The organism is Micromonospora inositola, assembly GCF_900090285.1.
In the GTDB taxonomy this organism is placed as follows: domain Bacteria; phylum Actinomycetota; class Actinomycetes; order Mycobacteriales; family Micromonosporaceae; genus Micromonospora; species Micromonospora inositola.
In genome coordinates, this window is the sequence record NZ_LT607754.1 from 2272726 (window position 1) to 2289859 (window position 17134).

At 73.4% G+C, this 17134-nt stretch carries 15 protein-coding genes; 9 read left to right on the forward strand and 6 right to left on the reverse strand.

Annotated features, from left to right (window positions below; all coding sequences use genetic code 11):
- The first annotated feature begins 46 nt into the window (after positions 1 to 46).
- The 3 genes from lysS (at position 47) to GA0070613_RS10875 (ending at position 5055) form a co-directional block, all read left to right on the forward strand.
- Positions 47 to 1555: a lysine--tRNA ligase gene (gene lysS / locus GA0070613_RS10865; protein ID WP_089012174.1), complete on the forward strand. Its 1509-nt coding sequence runs from the start codon at positions 47 to 49 to the stop codon at positions 1553 to 1555.
- A gap of 115 nt (positions 1556 to 1670) precedes the next feature.
- Positions 1671 to 2021 (forward strand): histone-like nucleoid-structuring protein Lsr2, encoded by a 351-nt coding sequence (locus GA0070613_RS10870; protein WP_089015882.1) that lies wholly within the window; start codon positions 1671 to 1673, stop codon positions 2019 to 2021.
- 502 nt (positions 2022 to 2523) lie between these two features.
- Positions 2524 to 5055 (forward strand): ATP-dependent Clp protease ATP-binding subunit, encoded by a 2532-nt coding sequence (locus GA0070613_RS10875; protein ID WP_089012175.1) that lies wholly within the window; start codon positions 2524 to 2526, stop codon positions 5053 to 5055.
- Positions 5056 to 5159: 104 nt separating this feature from the next.
- On the opposite strand, the gene GA0070613_RS10880 is transcribed toward GA0070613_RS10875, so the two are convergent.
- Positions 5160 to 6077: an HhH-GPD family protein gene (locus GA0070613_RS10880; protein ID WP_089012176.1), complete on the reverse strand. Its 918-nt coding sequence runs from the start codon at positions 6075 to 6077 to the stop codon at positions 5160 to 5162.
- Between the two features lie 96 nt (positions 6078 to 6173).
- Between GA0070613_RS10880 and GA0070613_RS10885 the strand changes: the two genes are divergently transcribed.
- From GA0070613_RS10885 to GA0070613_RS10895, 3 genes are all read left to right on the forward strand, one after another.
- Complete coding sequence (locus tag GA0070613_RS10885) at positions 6174 to 6686, forward strand: glycine cleavage system protein R (protein ID WP_089012177.1); 513 nt, start codon at positions 6174 to 6176, stop codon at positions 6684 to 6686.
- Complete coding sequence (locus tag GA0070613_RS10890; RefSeq protein ID WP_089012178.1) at positions 6683 to 7243, forward strand: peptide deformylase; 561 nt, start codon at positions 6683 to 6685, stop codon at positions 7241 to 7243. Before GA0070613_RS10885 ends, GA0070613_RS10890 begins: the two co-directional genes overlap by 4 nt.
- A gap of 291 nt (positions 7244 to 7534) precedes the next feature.
- Positions 7535 to 8257 carry a hypothetical protein gene (locus tag GA0070613_RS10895; protein ID WP_089012179.1) on the forward strand — a complete coding sequence of 241 codons (723 nt, stop codon included), beginning with the start codon at positions 7535 to 7537 and terminating at the stop codon, positions 8255 to 8257.
- 30 nt (positions 8258 to 8287) lie between these two features.
- On the opposite strand, the gene disA is transcribed toward GA0070613_RS10895, so the two are convergent.
- From disA to GA0070613_RS10915, 4 genes are all read right to left on the reverse strand, one after another.
- Positions 8288 to 9475 (reverse strand): DNA integrity scanning diadenylate cyclase DisA, encoded by a 1188-nt coding sequence (disA, locus tag GA0070613_RS10900; protein ID WP_089015883.1) that lies wholly within the window; start codon positions 9473 to 9475, stop codon positions 8288 to 8290.
- A gap of 142 nt (positions 9476 to 9617) precedes the next feature.
- The gene (radA, locus tag GA0070613_RS10905; RefSeq protein ID WP_089012180.1) at positions 9618 to 11069 is read right to left on the reverse strand and encodes a DNA repair protein RadA; all 1452 of its coding nucleotides are present in this window, start codon (positions 11067 to 11069) and stop codon (positions 9618 to 9620) included.
- Between the two features lie 106 nt (positions 11070 to 11175).
- Entirely contained in the window at positions 11176 to 11931 is a 756-nt protein-coding gene (locus GA0070613_RS10910; RefSeq protein ID WP_089012181.1) for a hypothetical protein, read from the reverse strand.
- A gap of 139 nt (positions 11932 to 12070) precedes the next feature.
- Positions 12071 to 12910, reverse strand: coding sequence for a UbiA family prenyltransferase (locus GA0070613_RS10915; protein WP_089012182.1), 840 nt, complete (start codon positions 12908 to 12910; stop codon positions 12071 to 12073).
- Positions 12911 to 12955: 45 nt separating this feature from the next.
- On the opposite strand from GA0070613_RS10915, the gene GA0070613_RS10920 reads away from it, so the two are divergent.
- From GA0070613_RS10920 to GA0070613_RS10930, 3 genes are all read left to right on the forward strand, one after another.
- On the forward strand, positions 12956 to 13729 hold the full coding sequence (locus tag GA0070613_RS10920; protein WP_089012183.1) for a methyltransferase domain-containing protein: 774 nt from the start codon (positions 12956 to 12958) through the stop codon (positions 13727 to 13729).
- A 43-nt stretch (positions 13730 to 13772) separates the two neighbouring features.
- A complete protein-coding gene (locus GA0070613_RS10925; RefSeq protein ID WP_089012184.1) occupies positions 13773 to 14939 on the forward strand; it encodes an acyl-CoA dehydrogenase family protein in 1167 nt (388 codons plus the stop codon).
- A 79-nt stretch (positions 14940 to 15018) separates the two neighbouring features.
- Positions 15019 to 16131 (forward strand): type III polyketide synthase, encoded by a 1113-nt coding sequence (locus GA0070613_RS10930; protein WP_089012185.1) that lies wholly within the window; start codon positions 15019 to 15021, stop codon positions 16129 to 16131.
- 47 nt (positions 16132 to 16178) lie between these two features.
- Here GA0070613_RS10930 and GA0070613_RS10935 read toward each other — a convergent pair whose 3' ends face one another.
- A complete protein-coding gene (locus GA0070613_RS10935; protein ID WP_089012186.1) occupies positions 16179 to 16910 on the reverse strand; it encodes a hypothetical protein in 732 nt (243 codons plus the stop codon).
- Between the last annotated feature and the right edge of the window lie 224 nt (positions 16911 to 17134).

Below are 17134 nucleotides of genomic sequence, written 5' to 3' on the forward strand. Positions count from 1 at the left end.
CTCGGGGCCTGACCCCGCCGATATCTCCTTTCCGAGGAAGCGTGCCGTGACCGAGCAGAACGCCGTGCCAGTCGACCCCGCCGACGACCTTCCCGAGCAGATGAAGGTCCGCCGGGAGAAGCGGGACCGGATGCTCGCCGAGGGCGTCGAGCCGTACCCGGTCGGATTCCCCCGGACCAGCACGCTGGCGGAGATCCGCGAGAAGTACGCCGACCTGCCCACCGACACCGCCACCGCGGACAAGGTCTCGGTCACCGGCCGGGTGATCTTCGTACGGAACACCGGCAAGCTCTGCTTCGCCACCCTGCGGGACGGGGACGGCACCGAACTCCAGGCGATGCTCTCCCTGGACCGGGTCGGCGCGGAGCGGCTGGACGACTGGAAGCGCCTGGTCGACCTCGGTGACCACGTCGGCGTGACCGGTGAGGTGATCACCAGCCGGCGGGGCGAACTGTCGGTGCTGGCCGACGAGTGGGCGGTCACCGCCAAGGCGCTGCGCCCGCTGCCGGTGGCGCACAAGCCGCTGAGCGAGGAGGCCCGGGTCCGCCAGCGCTACGTGGACCTGATCGTCCGCCCGCAGGCGCGGCAGATGGTGCGTACCCGCGCGGCCGCGGTGCGCAGTATCCGCGATTCCCTGCACGGGGAGGGCTTCACCGAGGTCGAGACCCCGATGCTCCAACTGCTGCACGGTGGCGCGGCGGCCCGCCCATTCGTGACCCACAGCAATGCGTTGAGCACCGATCTGTATCTGCGAATCGCGCCGGAACTGTTTCTCAAGCGGGCCGTGGTCGGCGGCGTCGACCGGGTCTTCGAGATCAACCGCAACTTCCGTAATGAGGGAGTCGACTCGTCGCACTCCCCGGAGTTCGCGATGCTCGAGGCGTACCAGGCGTACGGCGACTACGACACGATGGCGGACTTGACCCGCAATCTGGTGCAGCGGGCGGCGATCGCGGTGAGCGGCTCGACCGTGGTGACGCACGCCGACGGCCGCGAGTTCGACCTGGGCGGCGAGTGGCGTTCGGTGACCCTCTTCGGCGTCCTTTCCGAGGCGCTCGGCGAGGAGGTCACCGTGCGCACCGAAAGGTCCCGGCTGGTCGAGTACGCGGCCAAGGTCGACCTCGCCGTCGACCCGAAGTGGGGGCCGGGGAAGCTGGCCGAGGAGCTTTTCGAGGAGCTGGTCGTTCCGTCGCTCCAGGCGCCGACCTTCGTCCGGGACTACCCGGAGGAGACCAGCCCGTTGACCCGGGCGCACCGCAGCGAGCCGGGCCTGGCCGAGAAGTGGGACCTCTACGTGCTCGGCTTCGAGCTGGGCACCGCGTACTCCGAGCTGGTCGACCCGGTGGTGCAGCGGGAGCGGCTGGTGGCCCAGGCGCAGCTCGCCGCCCGCGGCGACGACGAGGCCATGCGGCTGGACGAGGACTTTCTCCGGGCGATGGAGTATGGAATGCCGCCGGCCGGTGGGATGGGAATGGGAATCGACCGGCTCTTGATGGCGTTGACCGGGCTGGGAATTCGGGAAACGATCCTCTTCCCGTTGGTCCGCCCGGAGTAGCCGTCAACCTTCGCCGGGTTCGTTACCGCCTCCTATTGACGCGGCTGGCGGCGCGCGGGTTATTGTGCTCATGGATTGTGGCAGGAGCACACCCTGCTCGAAAGGAATGTGGGACGTGGCCAAGCAGATCATTCACAAGCTGGTCGATGACCTGGACGGCGGGGACGCTGACGAGACCGTCAAGTTCGCGCTGGACGGCGTGCAGTACGAGATCGACCTGTCGGTGGCCAACGCCGAGAAATTGCGTGAGGTATTTGCGCAGTACGTCGCGCACGGCACCAAGGTCGGTCGGGGCGGCGTGGTCGTCGGCGGGCGGGCGGCGCGCGGGCGGGGCGGCGCCACCGCCGACCGCGAGCAGAACAAGGCCATCCGCGCCTGGGCCAAGAAGTCCGGCAAGGACATCTCCGACCGGGGTCGGATCCCGCAGGAGATCGCTGACGAGTACCACTCGAAGGCGGGCCACTGAGGCTGGGCCCGTCACCGGGCGACACCGACGCCGGACCGGAGCGCTGCTCCGGGCCGGCGTCGCCGTTTCCGCCCGGCCGCGCCGACTGTCCGGTTCGCGCCCGGTGGCGCTACCGCGCCCGTCGCGCGGCTGCGAACCCGGCCGCCGGTTGGGAAGAACCCGGGGTGGGTGGGCGTTGTCCACAGGCGGTGGAGATTGCATCCACAGGCTGTGGACGAGATGTTCCGGCGTGACCCGGTCGAAACGGGTCCGGCTTCGGACCGTCCGCAACGTCTGCGAATTTCGCTCTGCGCGTACAGGCAGGGGTACCGGAACACCTCCTGAGCGCGGACGGTTGTCAGAAACGACGCGTACACGGCATTCCGCAGGGACACACGACCTCAGCGGAGTCGGTCCGCGGCGATAGAGTAAGGAGGCACGGACGCCCGTCCCGGACGTCCGCGCACCGGCCCCGCCAAGATCTAGACCATCAAGGCGCACGGCACGTGAGGAGCACGAGGGCATGTTCGAGCGGTTCACCGACCGAGCGCGACGGGTTGTCGTCCTGGCCCAAGAAGAGGCCCGGATGCTCAACCACAACTACATCGGTACGGAGCACATCCTGCTGGGCCTGATCCACGAGGGTGAGGGCGTCGCCGCCAAGGCTCTGGAGAGCCTCGGCATCTCCCTCGAGGGCGTCCGCCAGCAGGTCGAAGAGATCATCGGCCAGGGCCAGCAGGCGCCGAGCGGGCACATCCCGTTCACCCCGCGGGCCAAGAAGGTGCTGGAGCTGTCCCTGCGCGAGGCGCTGCAGCTCGGCCACAACTACATCGGCACGGAGCACATCCTGCTCGGTCTGATCCGCGAGGGTGAGGGCGTCGCCGCCCAGGTGCTGGTCAAGCTCGGCGCCGACCTCAACCGGGTCCGCCAGCAGGTGATCCAGCTGCTCTCCGGCTACCAGGGCAAGGAGCCGGCCGCGGCGGGCGCCGCGCCGGGCGAGGCCGCGCCGTCGACCAGCCTCGTGCTGGACCAGTTCGGCCGCAACCTGACCCAGGCCGCCCGCGAGGGCAAGCTCGACCCGGTCATCGGGCGCGAGAAGGAAATCGAGCGGGTCATGCAGGTGCTCTCCCGCCGTACCAAGAACAACCCGGTCCTGATCGGTGAGCCCGGCGTCGGCAAGACCGCCGTGGTGGAGGGGCTGTCCCAGAAGATCATCAAGGGCGAGGTGCCCGAGACCCTCAAGGACAAGCAGCTCTACACGCTCGACCTCGGTGCGCTGGTCGCCGGTTCCCGCTACCGCGGTGACTTCGAGGAGCGCCTGAAGAAGGTGCTCAAGGAGATCCGCACCCGCGGCGACATCATCCTGTTCATCGACGAGATCCACACCCTGGTGGGTGCGGGTGCCGCCGAGGGCGCGATCGACGCGGCGAGCATCCTCAAGCCGATGCTGGCCCGTGGCGAGCTGCAGACCATCGGCGCGACCACGCTCGACGAGTACCGCAAGCACCTGGAGAAGGACGCCGCTCTCGAGCGCCGCTTCCAGCCGATCCAGGTGGGTGAGCCCTCGCTGGCCCACACCATCGAGATCCTCAAGGGCCTGCGGGACCGGTACGAGGCGCACCACCGGGTGAGCATCACCGACGCCGCGCTGGTGGCGGCGGCGACGCTCGCCGACCGGTACATCTCCGACCGCTTCCTGCCGGACAAGGCGATCGACCTGATCGACGAGGCCGGCGCCCGGATGCGCATCCGCCGGATGACCGCGCCGCCAGACCTGCGTGACTTCGACGAGCGGATCGCCCAGGTCCGCCGCGACAAGGAGTCCGCGATCGACGCGCAGGACTTCGAGCGGGCCGCGCAGCTCCGCGACAAGGAGAAGCAGCTGCTCGGCCAGAAGGCCCAGCGGGAGAAGGAGTGGAAGGCCGGTGACCTGGACGTCGTCAGCGAGGTCGACGACGAGCAGATCGCCGAGGTGCTCGGCAACTGGACCGGCATCCCGGTCTACAAGCTGACCGAGGAGGAGACCTCGCGCCTGCTGCGCATGGAGGACGAGCTGCACAAGCGCGTCATCGGCCAGGAGGACGCGGTCAAGGCGGTCTCGAAGGCGATCCGGCGTACCCGGGCCGGCCTGAAGGACCCGAAGCGCCCGTCCGGCTCGTTCATCTTCGCCGGCCCGTCCGGGGTCGGTAAGACCGAGCTGTCCAAGGCGCTCGCCGAGTTCCTCTTCGGCAGCGAGGACGCCCTCATCCAGCTGGACATGTCCGAGTTCCACGACCGGTACACGGTGTCCCGGCTGGTGGGTGCCCCTCCCGGCTACGTCGGCTACGACGAGGGCGGGCAGCTGACCGAGAAGGTGCGGCGTCGGCCGTTCTCGGTGGTCCTCTTCGACGAGATCGAGAAGGCCCACCCGGACGTGTTCAACACGCTGCTCCAGATCCTGGAGGACGGGCGGCTCACCGACGGTCAGGGTCGGATCGTGGACTTCAAGAACACGGTCATCATCCTGACCACCAACCTGGGCACCCGGGACGTCGCCAAGGCGGTCTCCCTGGGCTTCCAGGCGTCGGAGGACTCCGAGTCCAACTACGACCGGATGAAGCAGAAGGTCAACGACGAGCTCAAGCAGCACTTCCGGCCTGAGTTCCTGAACCGGATCGACGACACCATCGTCTTCCACCAGCTGCGTGAGCTGGAGATCCTCTCGATCGTGGACATCATGATCCAGCGGATCGAGACCCAGCTGCGCAACAAGGACATGGGCCTGGAGCTGACCGACAACGCCAAGAAGTACCTGGCGAAGAAGGGCTTCGACCCGGTGCTGGGCGCGCGGCCGCTGCGTCGCACGATCCAGCGCGACATCGAGGACAACCTCTCCGAGCGGATCCTCTTCAACGAGCTGACCCCGGGTCAGATCGTGGTGGTGGACTGCGAGGGCGACCCGGAGAACATCGACAAGTCCAAGCTCGTGTTCCGGGGCGCGGACAAGCCGGTGGAGGTTCCGGACGCCGTCCCGGCCGATCTCGGTGGCGCCGCCACCGCGGGCGCGGACGAGTAAGCGACACCTGTCAGGGCGACGGCCCCGGTCGGCGAAAGCCACCGGGGCCGTCGCCTTTTGCGTGCCCCGTCCCCGGGCTGGCCCGGCCCGGGCGAGGTCGGCGCTCACAAGACGGCGGGCGGCACCCGAGCCGGCAGCGTGCCGCCGTCGCCGGCCAGGCGGAAGGACGCCCCGGCGACCGGCTCGACCAGGCCGTCGGTGACCAGCCCGGCGAGCGCCCGGGACCGCTGCACGTCGTCGGTCCAGACCTGATCGAGGCGCTGCCGGGGCACCGGTCCGGTGGCCTCCCGCAGCACCGCCAGGAGCAGGCCGCGTACCTGCCGGTCGGTGCCGGCGTAGCGCTGGGGGCGGCGGGTCGGGCCGGCGGGCGCGGCCTGACCGGAGGCCCGCCAGGCGCAGACCGACTCCACCGGGCACACCGCGCAGCGGGGCGAGCGGGCGGTGCAGACCACCGCACCGAGTTCCATGAAGGCCGCGCTGGCCAGCGCCGCGGCGGCCGGCTCTGCGGGCAACAGTTCCTCGGTGGCGACCAGGTCGGCGGGGCGGGTCGCCGGTCCGGCGTCCGGTTCCCCGGCGACCGCCCGGCAGACCACCCGGCGGACGTTCGTGTCCACCACGGGGTGCCGCTGCCCGTACGCGAACGCCGCGACCGCCCGGGCCGTGTACGTCCCGACCCCGGGCAGCGCGAGCAACTGCTCCAGCCGGTCCGGCACCTCGCCGCCGTGCCGCTCCACGATCGCCACCGCGCAGTCGCGCAGCCGTACCGCCCGGCGGGGGTAGCCGAGCCGCCCCCACATCCGGATCGCCTCGGCCGGGCTGTCCTGCGCCAGCGCGGCCGGCACCGGCCAGCGGGCCAGCCACGCCTCCCAGGCGGGGAGCACCCGGACCACCGGCGTCTGCTGGAGCATGACCTCGCTGACCAGGATCGCCCAGGCGCTGGTGCCGGACTCGCGCCACGGCAGGTCGCGGGCGTTCTCCTGGTACCACCGGCTGACCAGGATGGCGAAAGTGGGCTCAGACATCGCGCTGCCGATGATGTCACGGGCTGGATTCCCGCAGGATGGGCGGGCGGGCCGGGGCGCGGCGGCGGCCCCGGGCGGGCGGGGCAGAATGTCCGGATGAACGAGCTCGCGATCACCGTCATCGGCCGGGACCGGCCGGGCATCGTGGCCGACGTCGCCGAGGCGCTCGCCCGGCTCGGCGCGAACCTCACCGACTCCACGATGACCCGGTTGCGGGGACACTTCGCGATGACGCTGATCTGCGTGGGCCCGGCCGCCGCCGATGTCGAGGCCGCGTTGGCCCCGCTCGCCGCCGACGGCCAGCTGCTGGCCACCGTACGCGCGGTCACTCCCGACGGCGAGACGGCGTCGGCCGGCGAGCCGTACGTGCTGGCGGTGCACGGCGCCGACCGGATGGGCATCGTCGCGGCGATGACCCGGGTGCTGGCCGACGCCGGTGCCAACGTCACCGACCTGAGCACCCGGCTGACCGGGTCCCTCTACGTGGTGGTCGCCGAGGTGGAGCTTCCGCCGGGCAGCTCCGACGAGGTGGCCGGCCGGCTCGCGCGTACCGCCGCCGAGCTGGGCGTCGGGGTCAGCCTCCGCCCGGCGGACACGGATCTGCTGTGACGGCGGAGTACGTCGGCCTCGACGGCTGGACTCCCGAGGCGCTCGCCGTGCCGGGCGACGTCCGCCCGGTGGTCTCCGCCCCCGACCCGGTGCTCAGCCGGCCGGGGCCGGAGGTGGACCCGACCTCGGACGAGGTGGTCCGCCTCGCCGCCGACCTGGTCGCCACCATGCGCGTCTCGCCGGGCTGCGTCGGCCTCGCCGCGCCGCAGGTGGGGGTGAGCGCGCAGGTGTTCGCCGTGGACGTGACCGGCCACCCGAAGGCGGTCACCGTGCACGGGACCTTCGTGCTGTGCAACGCCCGGGTGGTGGAGGCCAGCCGGTGGAAGGCCGGTCGGGAGGGCTGCATGTCGGTGCCGGACCTGACCGGTGACGTGAAGCGGGCCGGCCGGCTGGTGGTCGAGGGCGTCCTGCCCGGTACGGGCCGGCCGGTCCGGCTGGTGACCGACGGCTTCGAGGCGCGGGCGCTCCAGCACGAGATCGACCACTGCGCCGGCCTGCTGTTCCTCGACCGGGTCGCCGGCGCGCACGCCATCTACCAACGCAAGGTCTACCTCTGACGGCACCGGAGAGTCGTGACGGTGACGACGGGGTCCGGTCCGGCCCGCTGTCCGTTGCCGTGCTCAACTTCAGATCCGCGACGCGGCGCGATCGCCCGCAGCGGGACATACCGATGTCGGCGTCGTGGAGTGGGAGCGGCGGCCGTCGTCGTCCGCAGCGCGCGTGCCGTGGCGTTCGGTGACCTGATCGGCCCGGTCCGGCTGTCGACTGTGGTACGCCGACCGGGTGCCGAGGCCGCCCCGGCGCGTCGCACACCCGCCCCGCGCGGTACGCCGCTACGGTGAACCATCATGCGTCTGACCGTCGGCCCCCTGCAACCCGCCGTGTACTGGCGGCGTCGCGCCGTCGTACTCGGAGCGGGGCTTCTCTTCCTGATTGTCCTGCTCTATTCCTGCAACGGTTCGGGGCGCAACACCGGCGCGACCCCGAGGTCGGCGCCGACGAGTTCCGCCCCGGCGGCGACCCCGGAGCCGTCCGGGTCGGTGCTGACCCCGCGGTCCGGTGATCCGTCCGCCGCGCCGGGCGATTCCGGCGGCGGCTCGGACGGCGGGCCGGCGGGTGGCGGCACCGCGACGACCGACGCCCCGGCCGGGCCGGCGGCTCCGGTGGTCGACGACGGCACCTGCACGGACGCGGAGATCCTGGTGACCCCGGTGGCCCTGCCGGCGACCGCTCAGCGGGGCACCGTGGTGAACCTCCAGTTGAAGATCAAGAACAAGTCCCAGCGCACCTGCAGCCGGGACGTCGGGGCGGATCTCCAGGAGCTGTTCATCAAGTTCGGCGCGGAGAAGGTCTGGTCCTCCGACACCTGCGGCACCGGCAAGGGCTCCGACGTGCAGTCGTTCACGCCCGGCTTCGAGCGCCTCTACGAGCTGGGCTGGAACGGGAAGGACGCCAGCCGCTGTGCGAACGGCGTGGCCGCCGGCCCGTACGCGGCGATCGGGACGTACCAGCTCTTCGCCCGGGTGGGCACCAAGCTCAGCGAGCCGGTGAAGCTGACCATCACCGGCTGAGCGACGATCGGGCCGGCCGGACGGGCCGGCTCAGACGTACCGCTCCAGGATGGACGCCTCGGCGAGCCGGGAGAGGCCCTCCCGGACGCCCCGGGCGCGGGCGTCGCCCACCCCCTCGACCGCCTGGAGGTCCTCCACGGTCGCGCCGAGCAGCCGCTGGAGGCTGCCGAAGTGCACCACCAGCCGGTCGACCACCGCCACCGGGAGCCGGGGCACCTTGGCCAGCAGCCGGAAGCCGCGCGGGCTGACCGCCGCGTCCAGCGCGTCGGAGGCGGACGGGTAGCCGATCGCCTTGGCCACCGCGACCAGGTCGATCAGCTCGGTGGCGCCGAGCAGGTCCAGCTCGACCAGCCCCTCGTCGAGGGTGCGCGGCTTGCGGCCCGTGGGGAGGTAGTCCCGGATGACCAGGGTGCGGTCGGCGTCCACGCCGGCCATCAGCTCGTCGAGCTGGAGGGCGAGCAGTCGGCCGTCGGTGCCCAGCTCGACGACGTAACCGGCGATCTCGTCGGCGATCCGGCGGACCATCTCCAGCCGCTGCACCACGGCCACCGCGTCCCGGACGGTGACCAGGTCCTCGATCTCCAGGGCGGAGAGGGTGCCGGAAACCTCGTCCAGGCGCAGCTTGTACCGCTCCAGGGTGGCCAGCGCCTGATTGGCGCGGGAGAGGATCGCCGCCGAGTCGTCCAGCACGTGCCGCTGGCCGTTGACGTAGAGGCTGATGATCCGCATCGACTGGCTGACCGAGATGACCGGGTAGCCGGTCTGCCGGGCCACCCGCTCGGCGGTGCGGTGCCGGGTGCCGGACTCCTCCGTCGGGATGGACGGGTCGGGCATCAGGTGCACGCCCGCCTGGACGATCCGGGTGCCGTCGCTGGACAGCACCACCGCACCGTCCATCTTGCACAGCTCGCGGACCCGGGTGGCGGAGAACTCCACGTCCATCGGGAAGCCGCCGGTGCAGATCTGGTCGACCACCTTGTCGTAGCCGAGGACGATGAGCGCGCCCGTACGGCCGCGCAGGATCCGCTCGAGCCCGTCGCGAAGCGCGGTGCCCGGCGCCATGAGAGCGAGATTTGCCCGCAGCGGGTCGCCGCCGGCCCCGCCGACGCTCCCGGTCACGCTGACGCTGATCGGACGGGCGGGCGAGCCCACCGCGCCGGTGCGGGCGTGCGGCGTCGCCGCGGCGGCGGGCTTGGTGGCATCGCGGTCGATCGGCACGGGCACAGTCTACGGACTGCGGTGCGGTGGGTGCTCTCGTGGTTACTGTGATGTGTCACGATGTCCGGCTTCCACCGCCGTCGGCCGGTCGGCCGAGCTGTCCGATATCGCCCAGCCGGTCCCGTCGCGCGGTCACCCTGGGTCACTCCGCCGACGCGCGGGCGGCAGCCTGGAGCGCCGCGCGCACGTCGGTGACCTCGGTCACCCGCATGTTGTCCGGGGCCACCCCGCTGCTGCCGGGGCCGCAGCCGGGCGGCACCAGGGCCAGCCGGAACCCGAGCCGGGCCGCCTCGGCGAGCCGGCGGGGGACCGCGCCGACCCGGCGGACTTCGCCGGTGAGGCCGACCTCGCCGATCGCCACCAGGTGCGGGGCGATGGCGAGGTTGAGCCCGCCGGACGCCACCGCGAGCGCGACGGCCAGATCCGCCGCCGGCTCCACCACCCGGATGCCGCCGACCGTCGCGGCGAAGACCTCCCGGTCGTGCAGGGTCAGCCGCTCGGTACGCCGCTGGAGCACCGCCAGCACCATCGCCAGGCGGGCCCCGTCCAGCCCGGAGACCGTACGCCGGGGTGAGCCGGCCACGGTCGCGCCGATCAGTGCCTGCACCTCGGTCACCAGGGCCCGCCGCCCTTCCATCGCCACCGTGACGCAGGTGCCCGGCACCGGCTCGGAGTAGCGGGTGAGGAAGAGACCGGACGGGTCGGCCAGGCTGCTGATGCCGCCCTCGTGCATCTCGAAGCAGCCCACCTCGTCGGCGGCGCCGAACCGGTTCTTGACGCCCCGGACCATCCGCAGCGAGGAGTGCTTGTCGCCCTCGAAGTGCAGCACCACGTCGACCAGGTGCTCCAGCACCCGGGGACCGGCCACCTGGCCGTCCTTGGTGACGTGGCCGACCAGCACGGTGGCGATGCCGCGCTCCTTGGCGACCGCGACCAGGGCGGCGGTGACGGCGCGGACCTGGGTCACCCCGCCCGGGACGCCCTCGGTGCCGGTGGTGGAGATGGTCTGCACCGAGTCGAGCACCAGCAGCCCGGGCTTGACCGCGTCGAGGTGGCCGAGCACGGCCGACAGGTCGCTCTCGGCGGCCAGGTAGAGCTGGTCGTGCAGGGTGCCCATCCGCTCGGCGCGCAGCCGCACCTGGCTGACCGACTCCTCGCCGCTGACCACCAGCGACGGGCTGCCCGCGCCGGCCGCCCACTGCTGGGCGACGTCGAGCAGCAGCGTCGACTTGCCCACCCCGGGCTCGCCGGCGAGCAGCACGACCGCGCCGGGGACGAGGCCGCCGCCGAGGACGCGGTCCAGCTCGCTGACCCCGGTCGGCCGGGCCCGGGCCGGGGCGGCGCTGATGGTGGCGATCGGCCGGGCCGGCTCGGCGGGCATCCGGGAGCTGACCACCCGGCCGGAGACCAGCGGGCCGCTGACCGTGCACTCGACCACCGAGCCCCACTCGCCGCACTCCGGGCAGCGCCCGACCCACTTCGGCGGCTGGTGGCCGCAGGCGTCGCACTCGTAGGCCGGTCGCGGCTCGCGGGCCGAGGCCCGGCTCCGGCCGGTGGTGGACGCGCGGGGGGAGGTCGAACGGGACGCGGTCACCCCAGGACGCTAACCGGCCGGTAGGACGAAAACCCAGCCGGAGACGAAAACACCGCCGGCGTGGTGGTCACCACACCGACGGTGCCGTCGACAGCTGCTGGCCGGGTCAGCCGCCGTGGCCGGCCTCGGTGCCGCCCTCCTCGCCGGTGCCACCCTCGCGGGTGATGATCGGCGCGACCGGCGCGGCCGGGGTCAGCGGGACGCCGATCGGGGCCGCGGTCTTGATCGTCCGGCCGTTGCCGAAGTCGAAGACCAGGTTGACCTGCTGGCCGGCGAGCAGCTTCTCGTTCAGCCCGACGAGCTGGAGGCGCTGGCCACCGGCGGCGGTGAGCTGGGCGTAGCCGAGGGCCGGGATCTCCAGCCGGGCCGGCTGGCCGGCCGGGGCCGGCTCGCTCGCCGGGGCCGACGGGCTGGCCGAGGCGGACCCGCTGGCCCCGACCGACTGGCTCGGCGAGGCGCTGGGGTCGGTCGCGGTCGGCGACGCGGAGGCGGGCTCGGTCGGCGACCCGCTCGGGCGCGCCTGGGCGCCGGCCGTGGTCGAACCGACGAGCAGGATCTCGCGGGCGCTGTCCGTGGTGACGGTGACGGTGACCGGGGCCTGGCTGTCGTTGTAGATCACGACGTTCAGCGCGGCGTTGCCGCCCGCCTGGTACCCCTCGACGCCCGGGTACTGCACGTAGAGGCCGCGCACCTTGAACAGGTTGTCGGGAGTCTGGACGCTCACGCCCTGGACCGACGGGATCTTCTTGGCGGTCTCGGCCACCTGGCCGGCGCCACACCCGGACAGCAGCAGACTCGCCGCCGCCGCCGTGCCGGCCAGCAGCAGGGCCGCCCGTCCGGAACCCCTGATCGAGCGCGTCACGTCGGTCCTCCTCGTCACGATCCCCACCCGGCCGTACCCCGGGCACGGTGGCCATACCCGCGCAGACCGCGCTCCAGGGTAGTTGGGGCTGATCGAGGGCCGCACGCCGACCCGGTAATGCCACCTTCCCTGGGGAGTGTCAGACCACCCGGCCGCTCGCCACCAGCAGGACCACGTCGATCAGCGCCACCAGCATCACCGCCCGGAAGGCGGCCACCGGCCGGCCACCGGCCCGGGCCGCGGCCCGTCCGCGGTACCCGCCGAGGGCCGGCACCAGCACGGCGGCGGCGACCGCCGACAGCCCGGCCCACGACGGCGGCCCGGGCGGCCCGAAGACCAGCGCGACGGTCGCCGTGAGGAGGAGCCCGGCAGCGGCCGCCCGGCTGCCCGCCGGACCGAGCCGGTGCGGCAGGCCGCGCACCCCGGTCCGGGCGTCGTCGGCCAGGTCGGGCAGCACGTTGGCGAAGTGTGCCCCGGCGCCGAGGCAGGCCGCGGCGGCGACCAGCCAGACTGGCGGTGCCGGCGTGCCGGGCAGCGCCAGCACCACGAAGGCCGGCAGCGACCCGAAGGAGACCGCGTACGGCAGCACCGAGACCGGGGTCGACTTCAGCGGCCAGTCGTAGAGCAGGGCGGAGAGCAGGCCGACGGTGGCCCAGAGCGCCGCGACCGGGCTCGTGGTCAGCGCCAGCACCGGGGTGGCCAGGGCGGCCAGCACCGCGGCGAGGCCCGCGGTGCGCCGCCGGAGCGCGCCGGTGGCCACCGGCTTGTCGGTACGCCCCACCGTGGCGTCCCGGTCGGCGTCGAGCGCGTCGTTGCTCCAGCCGACGGCGAGCTGGCTGGCCAGCACGGTGAGCACCACGGCGGCGACGCCGGCCGGCCGGTGCCCGACCCCCCACGCCAGCAGCCCCGCCACCGTGGTCACCGCCGCGGCGGGCTCCGGGTGGCTTGCCCTGACCAGCCCTAGCACCGTTGACGACATGAGGGAAGTCTGGTCGTTACCGGGCAGTCGTGCCACGCTCGGTCCATGCGAGACGCGGCCCCGGTGTCCACCCCACCCCGGGTGCTGCCGCCCAACGACTCCCGGCAGTACGACGACCTGGCCGGCGAGTGGTGGCGGCCGGACGGCGTGTTCGCGATGCTGCACTGGCTGGCCCGGGCCCGGGCCGCACTCGTCCCACCGGCGTCCCGGCCGGGCGCGCTCCTGGTCGACCTGGGCTGCGGCGCCGGGCTGCTCGCGCCGCACCTGGCGGGCAAGGGCTACCGGCACGTCGGGCTGGACCTCACCCGGTCCGCCCTGGCGCAGGCCGCCGCGCACGGGGTGACGGTCGTCAACGCCGACGCCACCGCCGTCCCGCTGGCCGACGGCTGCGCCGACGTGGTCTCCGCCGGCGAGCTGCTGGAGCACGTGCCGGACTGGCGGCGCGCGGTCGCCGAGGCGTGCCGGCTGCTGCGCCCGGGTGGCCTGCTGGTGCTGGACACCCTCAACGACACGGCGCTGGCCCGGCTCGTCGCGGTGGAGATCGGCGAGCGGCTGCCCACCGTGCCGCGCGGCATCCACGATCCACGGTTGTTCGTGGACGCCCGTGCGCTGGTCGCCGAGTGCGCGAAGCACGGTGTCGAGCTGCGGTTGCGCGGCATCCGCCCGGAGCTGCGGGGCACGCTGGGCTGGCTGCTCCGGCGGACGCGCGGCGGATCCGCCGGCCGTCCGGTGGGGACGGACGCGGGTCGCGAACCCCGGATCGTGCCGACCCGGTCCACTGCCGTGCTGTACCAGGGTCGTGGGCTCCGGGGCGGGTAGCCGGGGCCGCCCTGGGTAAAGGGGACGCCGAGAAGGGGGCAGGATGACTGTGCACGCGCTGGAGGCGGCCCGCCGGTTGGCGCCGCGACTGGCCGCCCGCGCGGCGGAGCACGACCGGGCGGGCTCCTTCCCGGTCGACGACTTCGCCGACCTGCGGGAGGCCGGGCTCTTCGGGCTGATGGTGCCCCGGGAGCTGGGCGGGGCGGGGGCCACCTTCGCCGAGTACGTCGCCGTCGCCACCGAGCTGGCCCGGGGCAACGGCGCGACCGCGCTGGTGTTCAACATGCACGCCTCGGTCACCGGCGCGCTCGGCGCGGTCACCGAGGAACTGGCGGAGGCGCTGGGCGTACCGGAGGAGGCGCTGGTGGCCCGGGACCGGCTGCTCCGCGCGGCGGCCGAAGGCTCCTGGTACGCGGTGGCGATGAGCGAACGCGGCGCGGGCGCCAGGTTGTCCCAGCTCAGCACCGTCTATGAACAGGTCGACGGTGGCTGGCGCCTCAAGGGCGGCAAGACGTTCTGTTCCGGCGCCGGCCACGCGGACGGCTACCTGGTGGCCGCCCGCAGCGTCGCCGACCAGTCGGTGGTCTCCCAGTTCCTGGTGCCGGCCGGCACCGGGTTGACCGTGGAGCCGACCTGGGACTCCCTCGGCATGCGCGCCACCTCCTCGCACGACCTGCACCTGGACGTCACCGTCCCGGCCGACCGGCTGCTCGGCGGGGTCGAGGGGCTGGCCCTGGTGGTCGCCCAGCTGATGCCGCACTGGCTGGTGGCCAGCTATGCCGCCGTCTACGTCGGGGTGGCCCGGGCGGCGATCGACGCCGCCGCCGAGCACCTGAACGCCCGCAACCTCGCCGGCCTACCGGCGGTCCGGGCCCGGCTGGGTCGGGCCGACGCGGCGGTGGCGGCGGCCGGACTGGTGGTCGCCGAGGCGGCCCGCCGGGTCGACGAGGCGCCCGGTGACCCGGAGACCAACCGCTGGGTGTGGCGGGCCAAGCTGCTCGCCGGCACCACCGCCGCCGAGGTGGCGGCGTCCATGCTGGAGGCGGCCGGCACCTCGGCGACCCGCCGGGGACACCCCCTGGAACGGCTCTACCGGGACGCCCGGTGCGGCTCGCTGCACCCGGCGACGTCGGACGTCTGCGCGGACTGGCTCGGCATCGCGGCGCTGGGCGGCGACCCGGACCGCGACGGCTCCACCCCGCGCTGGTGAGGGGTCTGCGAGCCCCGTGATCGCGGACGTACCGCGATCGTTGGTGAGGGTTGAGGGTTCACGAGCACCACGACGAAGGGTGGGGGTCATGGCCGTGCCGGTGATCGCGGGTCTGGGTACGGCGCAGCCGCCGCCCGCCGCGCAGGACGAGCTCTGGGAGGGCTTCTTCGCGAAGCACTTCTCCGGCACCACACGGGCGCTGGCCGAGCGGATCTTCGCCAACTCGGGGGTGTCCCGCCGGCAGGCGGCGGTCAACCCGTTGCTGGAGGACGTCTCGGACTGGCCGACCGAGCGCCGGATGCGGCGCTACCAGGTGGAGGCCCTGCCGCTGGGCAAGGAGGCGGTGGGCCGGGCGCTCACCTCGGCCGGCCTGGACGCCGGGGACGTCGGCCTCTTCGTGGTCTGCTCCTGCACCGGGTACGCGACGCCGGGGCTGGACATCCTGCTCGCCCGGGACCTGGGCATGGCCCCGGACACCCAGCGGATGTTCGTCGGGCACATGGGCTGCTACGCGGCCCTGCCGGGGCTCGGCGCGGCCGGCGACTTCGTCACCGCCCGGGGGCGGCCGGCGCTGCTGCTCTGCGCCGAGCTGACCAGCCTGCACATCCAGCCCGCCGGCGCGCGGGTGGACACCCAGCAGATCGTCTCGCACGCCCTCTTCTCGGACGCCGCGGTCGCCGCGGTGGTGGTCCCCGGCGACCGGGGGTACGCGCTGCGCGAGGTCGCCTCGGTCACCGACACCTCGACCGCCGATCACATGACCTGGGACGTGACGGACACCGGCTTCCGGATGGGGTTGTCGCCGAAGGTCCCGCAGGTGCTCTCGCACCACGTCCGGGGCCTGGTCGACGGCCTGCTCGCCCGGCACGGCCGGACGTTGTCCGAGGTGGACGGCTGGGCGGTGCACCCGGGTGGCCCCCGCATCCTCAACGTGGTGGAACGGGAGCTGGCGCTGCCGCCGGAGGCGCTGGCCGCCTCCCGGGCCACCCTGGACGAGCACGGCAACTGCTCCTCGCCGACGGTGCTGCTGATCCTGGACCGGTTGCTGCGGGCACCGGCGCCGCCGGAGCGGATCGTGATGCTCGCCTTCGGCCCCGGCCTGACCCTGTACGCCGCCCTGCTGGAACGAGGCGTCCCCGGTCTGCGGCCGGCAGTCAGCTGGTGGCCGGCTGCGCCGGCAGCGGGAGGCTGATGGTTTCCTTCTCCGGTTTCGACCACGGCCCTGTTTTGAGCCGCCGGTCAGCCGGCGAGGCGGGCCAGGTCGGCGCGGTATTCCTCGATGCTGTTCAGCACCGGCAACACGCGGACCACCGCGCCGTCCCGGTCCACCAGCAGCACGGTCGCCGCGCCGGGACGCGCGGGCTGGTGAAGATAGGCGCGCAGGCCGCCGGCCGGATCGGCCAGGGCGCGTACCGGCGCTCCCGCCGCCGAGGGGGCGGGGCGCACGCTCCGACCGCCGGCCACGGTGACCAGGCTGACGCCGGGCGGCACGGCGCCGGCCGCGGCCGCCACCTGGTCGGCGCAGGTGCAGGCGTCGACGAGCAGGATCACCGCCGGCAGCAGGGCGCGCAGCGGCACCGGGGAGTCCTCGGCGTCGACCAGGTCCAGCGCGGGGAGCGGGCCGACCTTGGCCGGGGTCGCCGCCGGGTACGGGATCACCGTCGGGCTCGCGCCGGAGCGGGACGACCGGGGCCAGGTGACTGCGGCCAGCCCGCCGAGGGTGGTCAGCACGGCGACCAGCAGGATCAGCACCGGCAGGCCGAGCGGAGGCCGGCCGTCGGCGCGGGGGGTCAGACCGAGCCGGCGGCGCCAGGTGGCCCGTCGCCGGGACCGGCGCAGCTCGCGGCGGAGCTGGCGGGCCTCCTCGGCGAGCGCGGAGGCGTCGTCCGGTACGACCACCCGACCCCACTCGGGGGGCAGGTCGGGCAGCCCGTCCGGTGGCCCGTGGTCTTCTGCGTCAGGGATGCCCATCGGACCCCCCAGGAACCGTCGCGGTGAGCGGACGTCGCGTCAACCTCCAGCGTCCCGCACCGACCGGCGTACCGCTACACCTGGGCGTAGCTCGGATCGGCGGGATACCATGGGAGGAGCGCATCGCCCTAGATATCGACGCTCCGCTTCCCCCGTACCGGGTTGTCATCCGTTGGTCACGGAGCGTGTTGAAACCGTCGGTTTGACCGCCTGTCAAGCTGAAG

Coding starts and splice junctions, on each gene's coding strand:
- GA0070613_RS10875 (WP_089012175.1), top strand. CDS start 2,524: ATGTTCGAGCGGTTCACCGACCGAGCGCGACGGGTTGTCGTCCTGGCC.
- GA0070613_RS10880 (WP_089012176.1), bottom strand. CDS start 6,077: ATGTCTGAGCCCACTTTCGCCATCCTGGTCAGCCGGTGGTACCAGGAG.
- GA0070613_RS10885 (WP_089012177.1), top strand. CDS start 6,174: ATGAACGAGCTCGCGATCACCGTCATCGGCCGGGACCGGCCGGGCATC.
- GA0070613_RS10895 (WP_089012179.1), top strand. CDS start 7,535: ATGCGTCTGACCGTCGGCCCCCTGCAACCCGCCGTGTACTGGCGGCGT.
- GA0070613_RS10915 (WP_089012182.1), bottom strand. CDS start 12,910: ATGTCGTCAACGGTGCTAGGGCTGGTCAGGGCAAGCCACCCGGAGCCC.
- GA0070613_RS10920 (WP_089012183.1), top strand. CDS start 12,956: ATGCGAGACGCGGCCCCGGTGTCCACCCCACCCCGGGTGCTGCCGCCC.
- GA0070613_RS10925 (WP_089012184.1), top strand. CDS start 13,773: ATGACTGTGCACGCGCTGGAGGCGGCCCGCCGGTTGGCGCCGCGACTG.
- GA0070613_RS10935 (WP_089012186.1), bottom strand. CDS start 16,910: ATGGGCATCCCTGACGCAGAAGACCACGGGCCACCGGACGGGCTGCCC.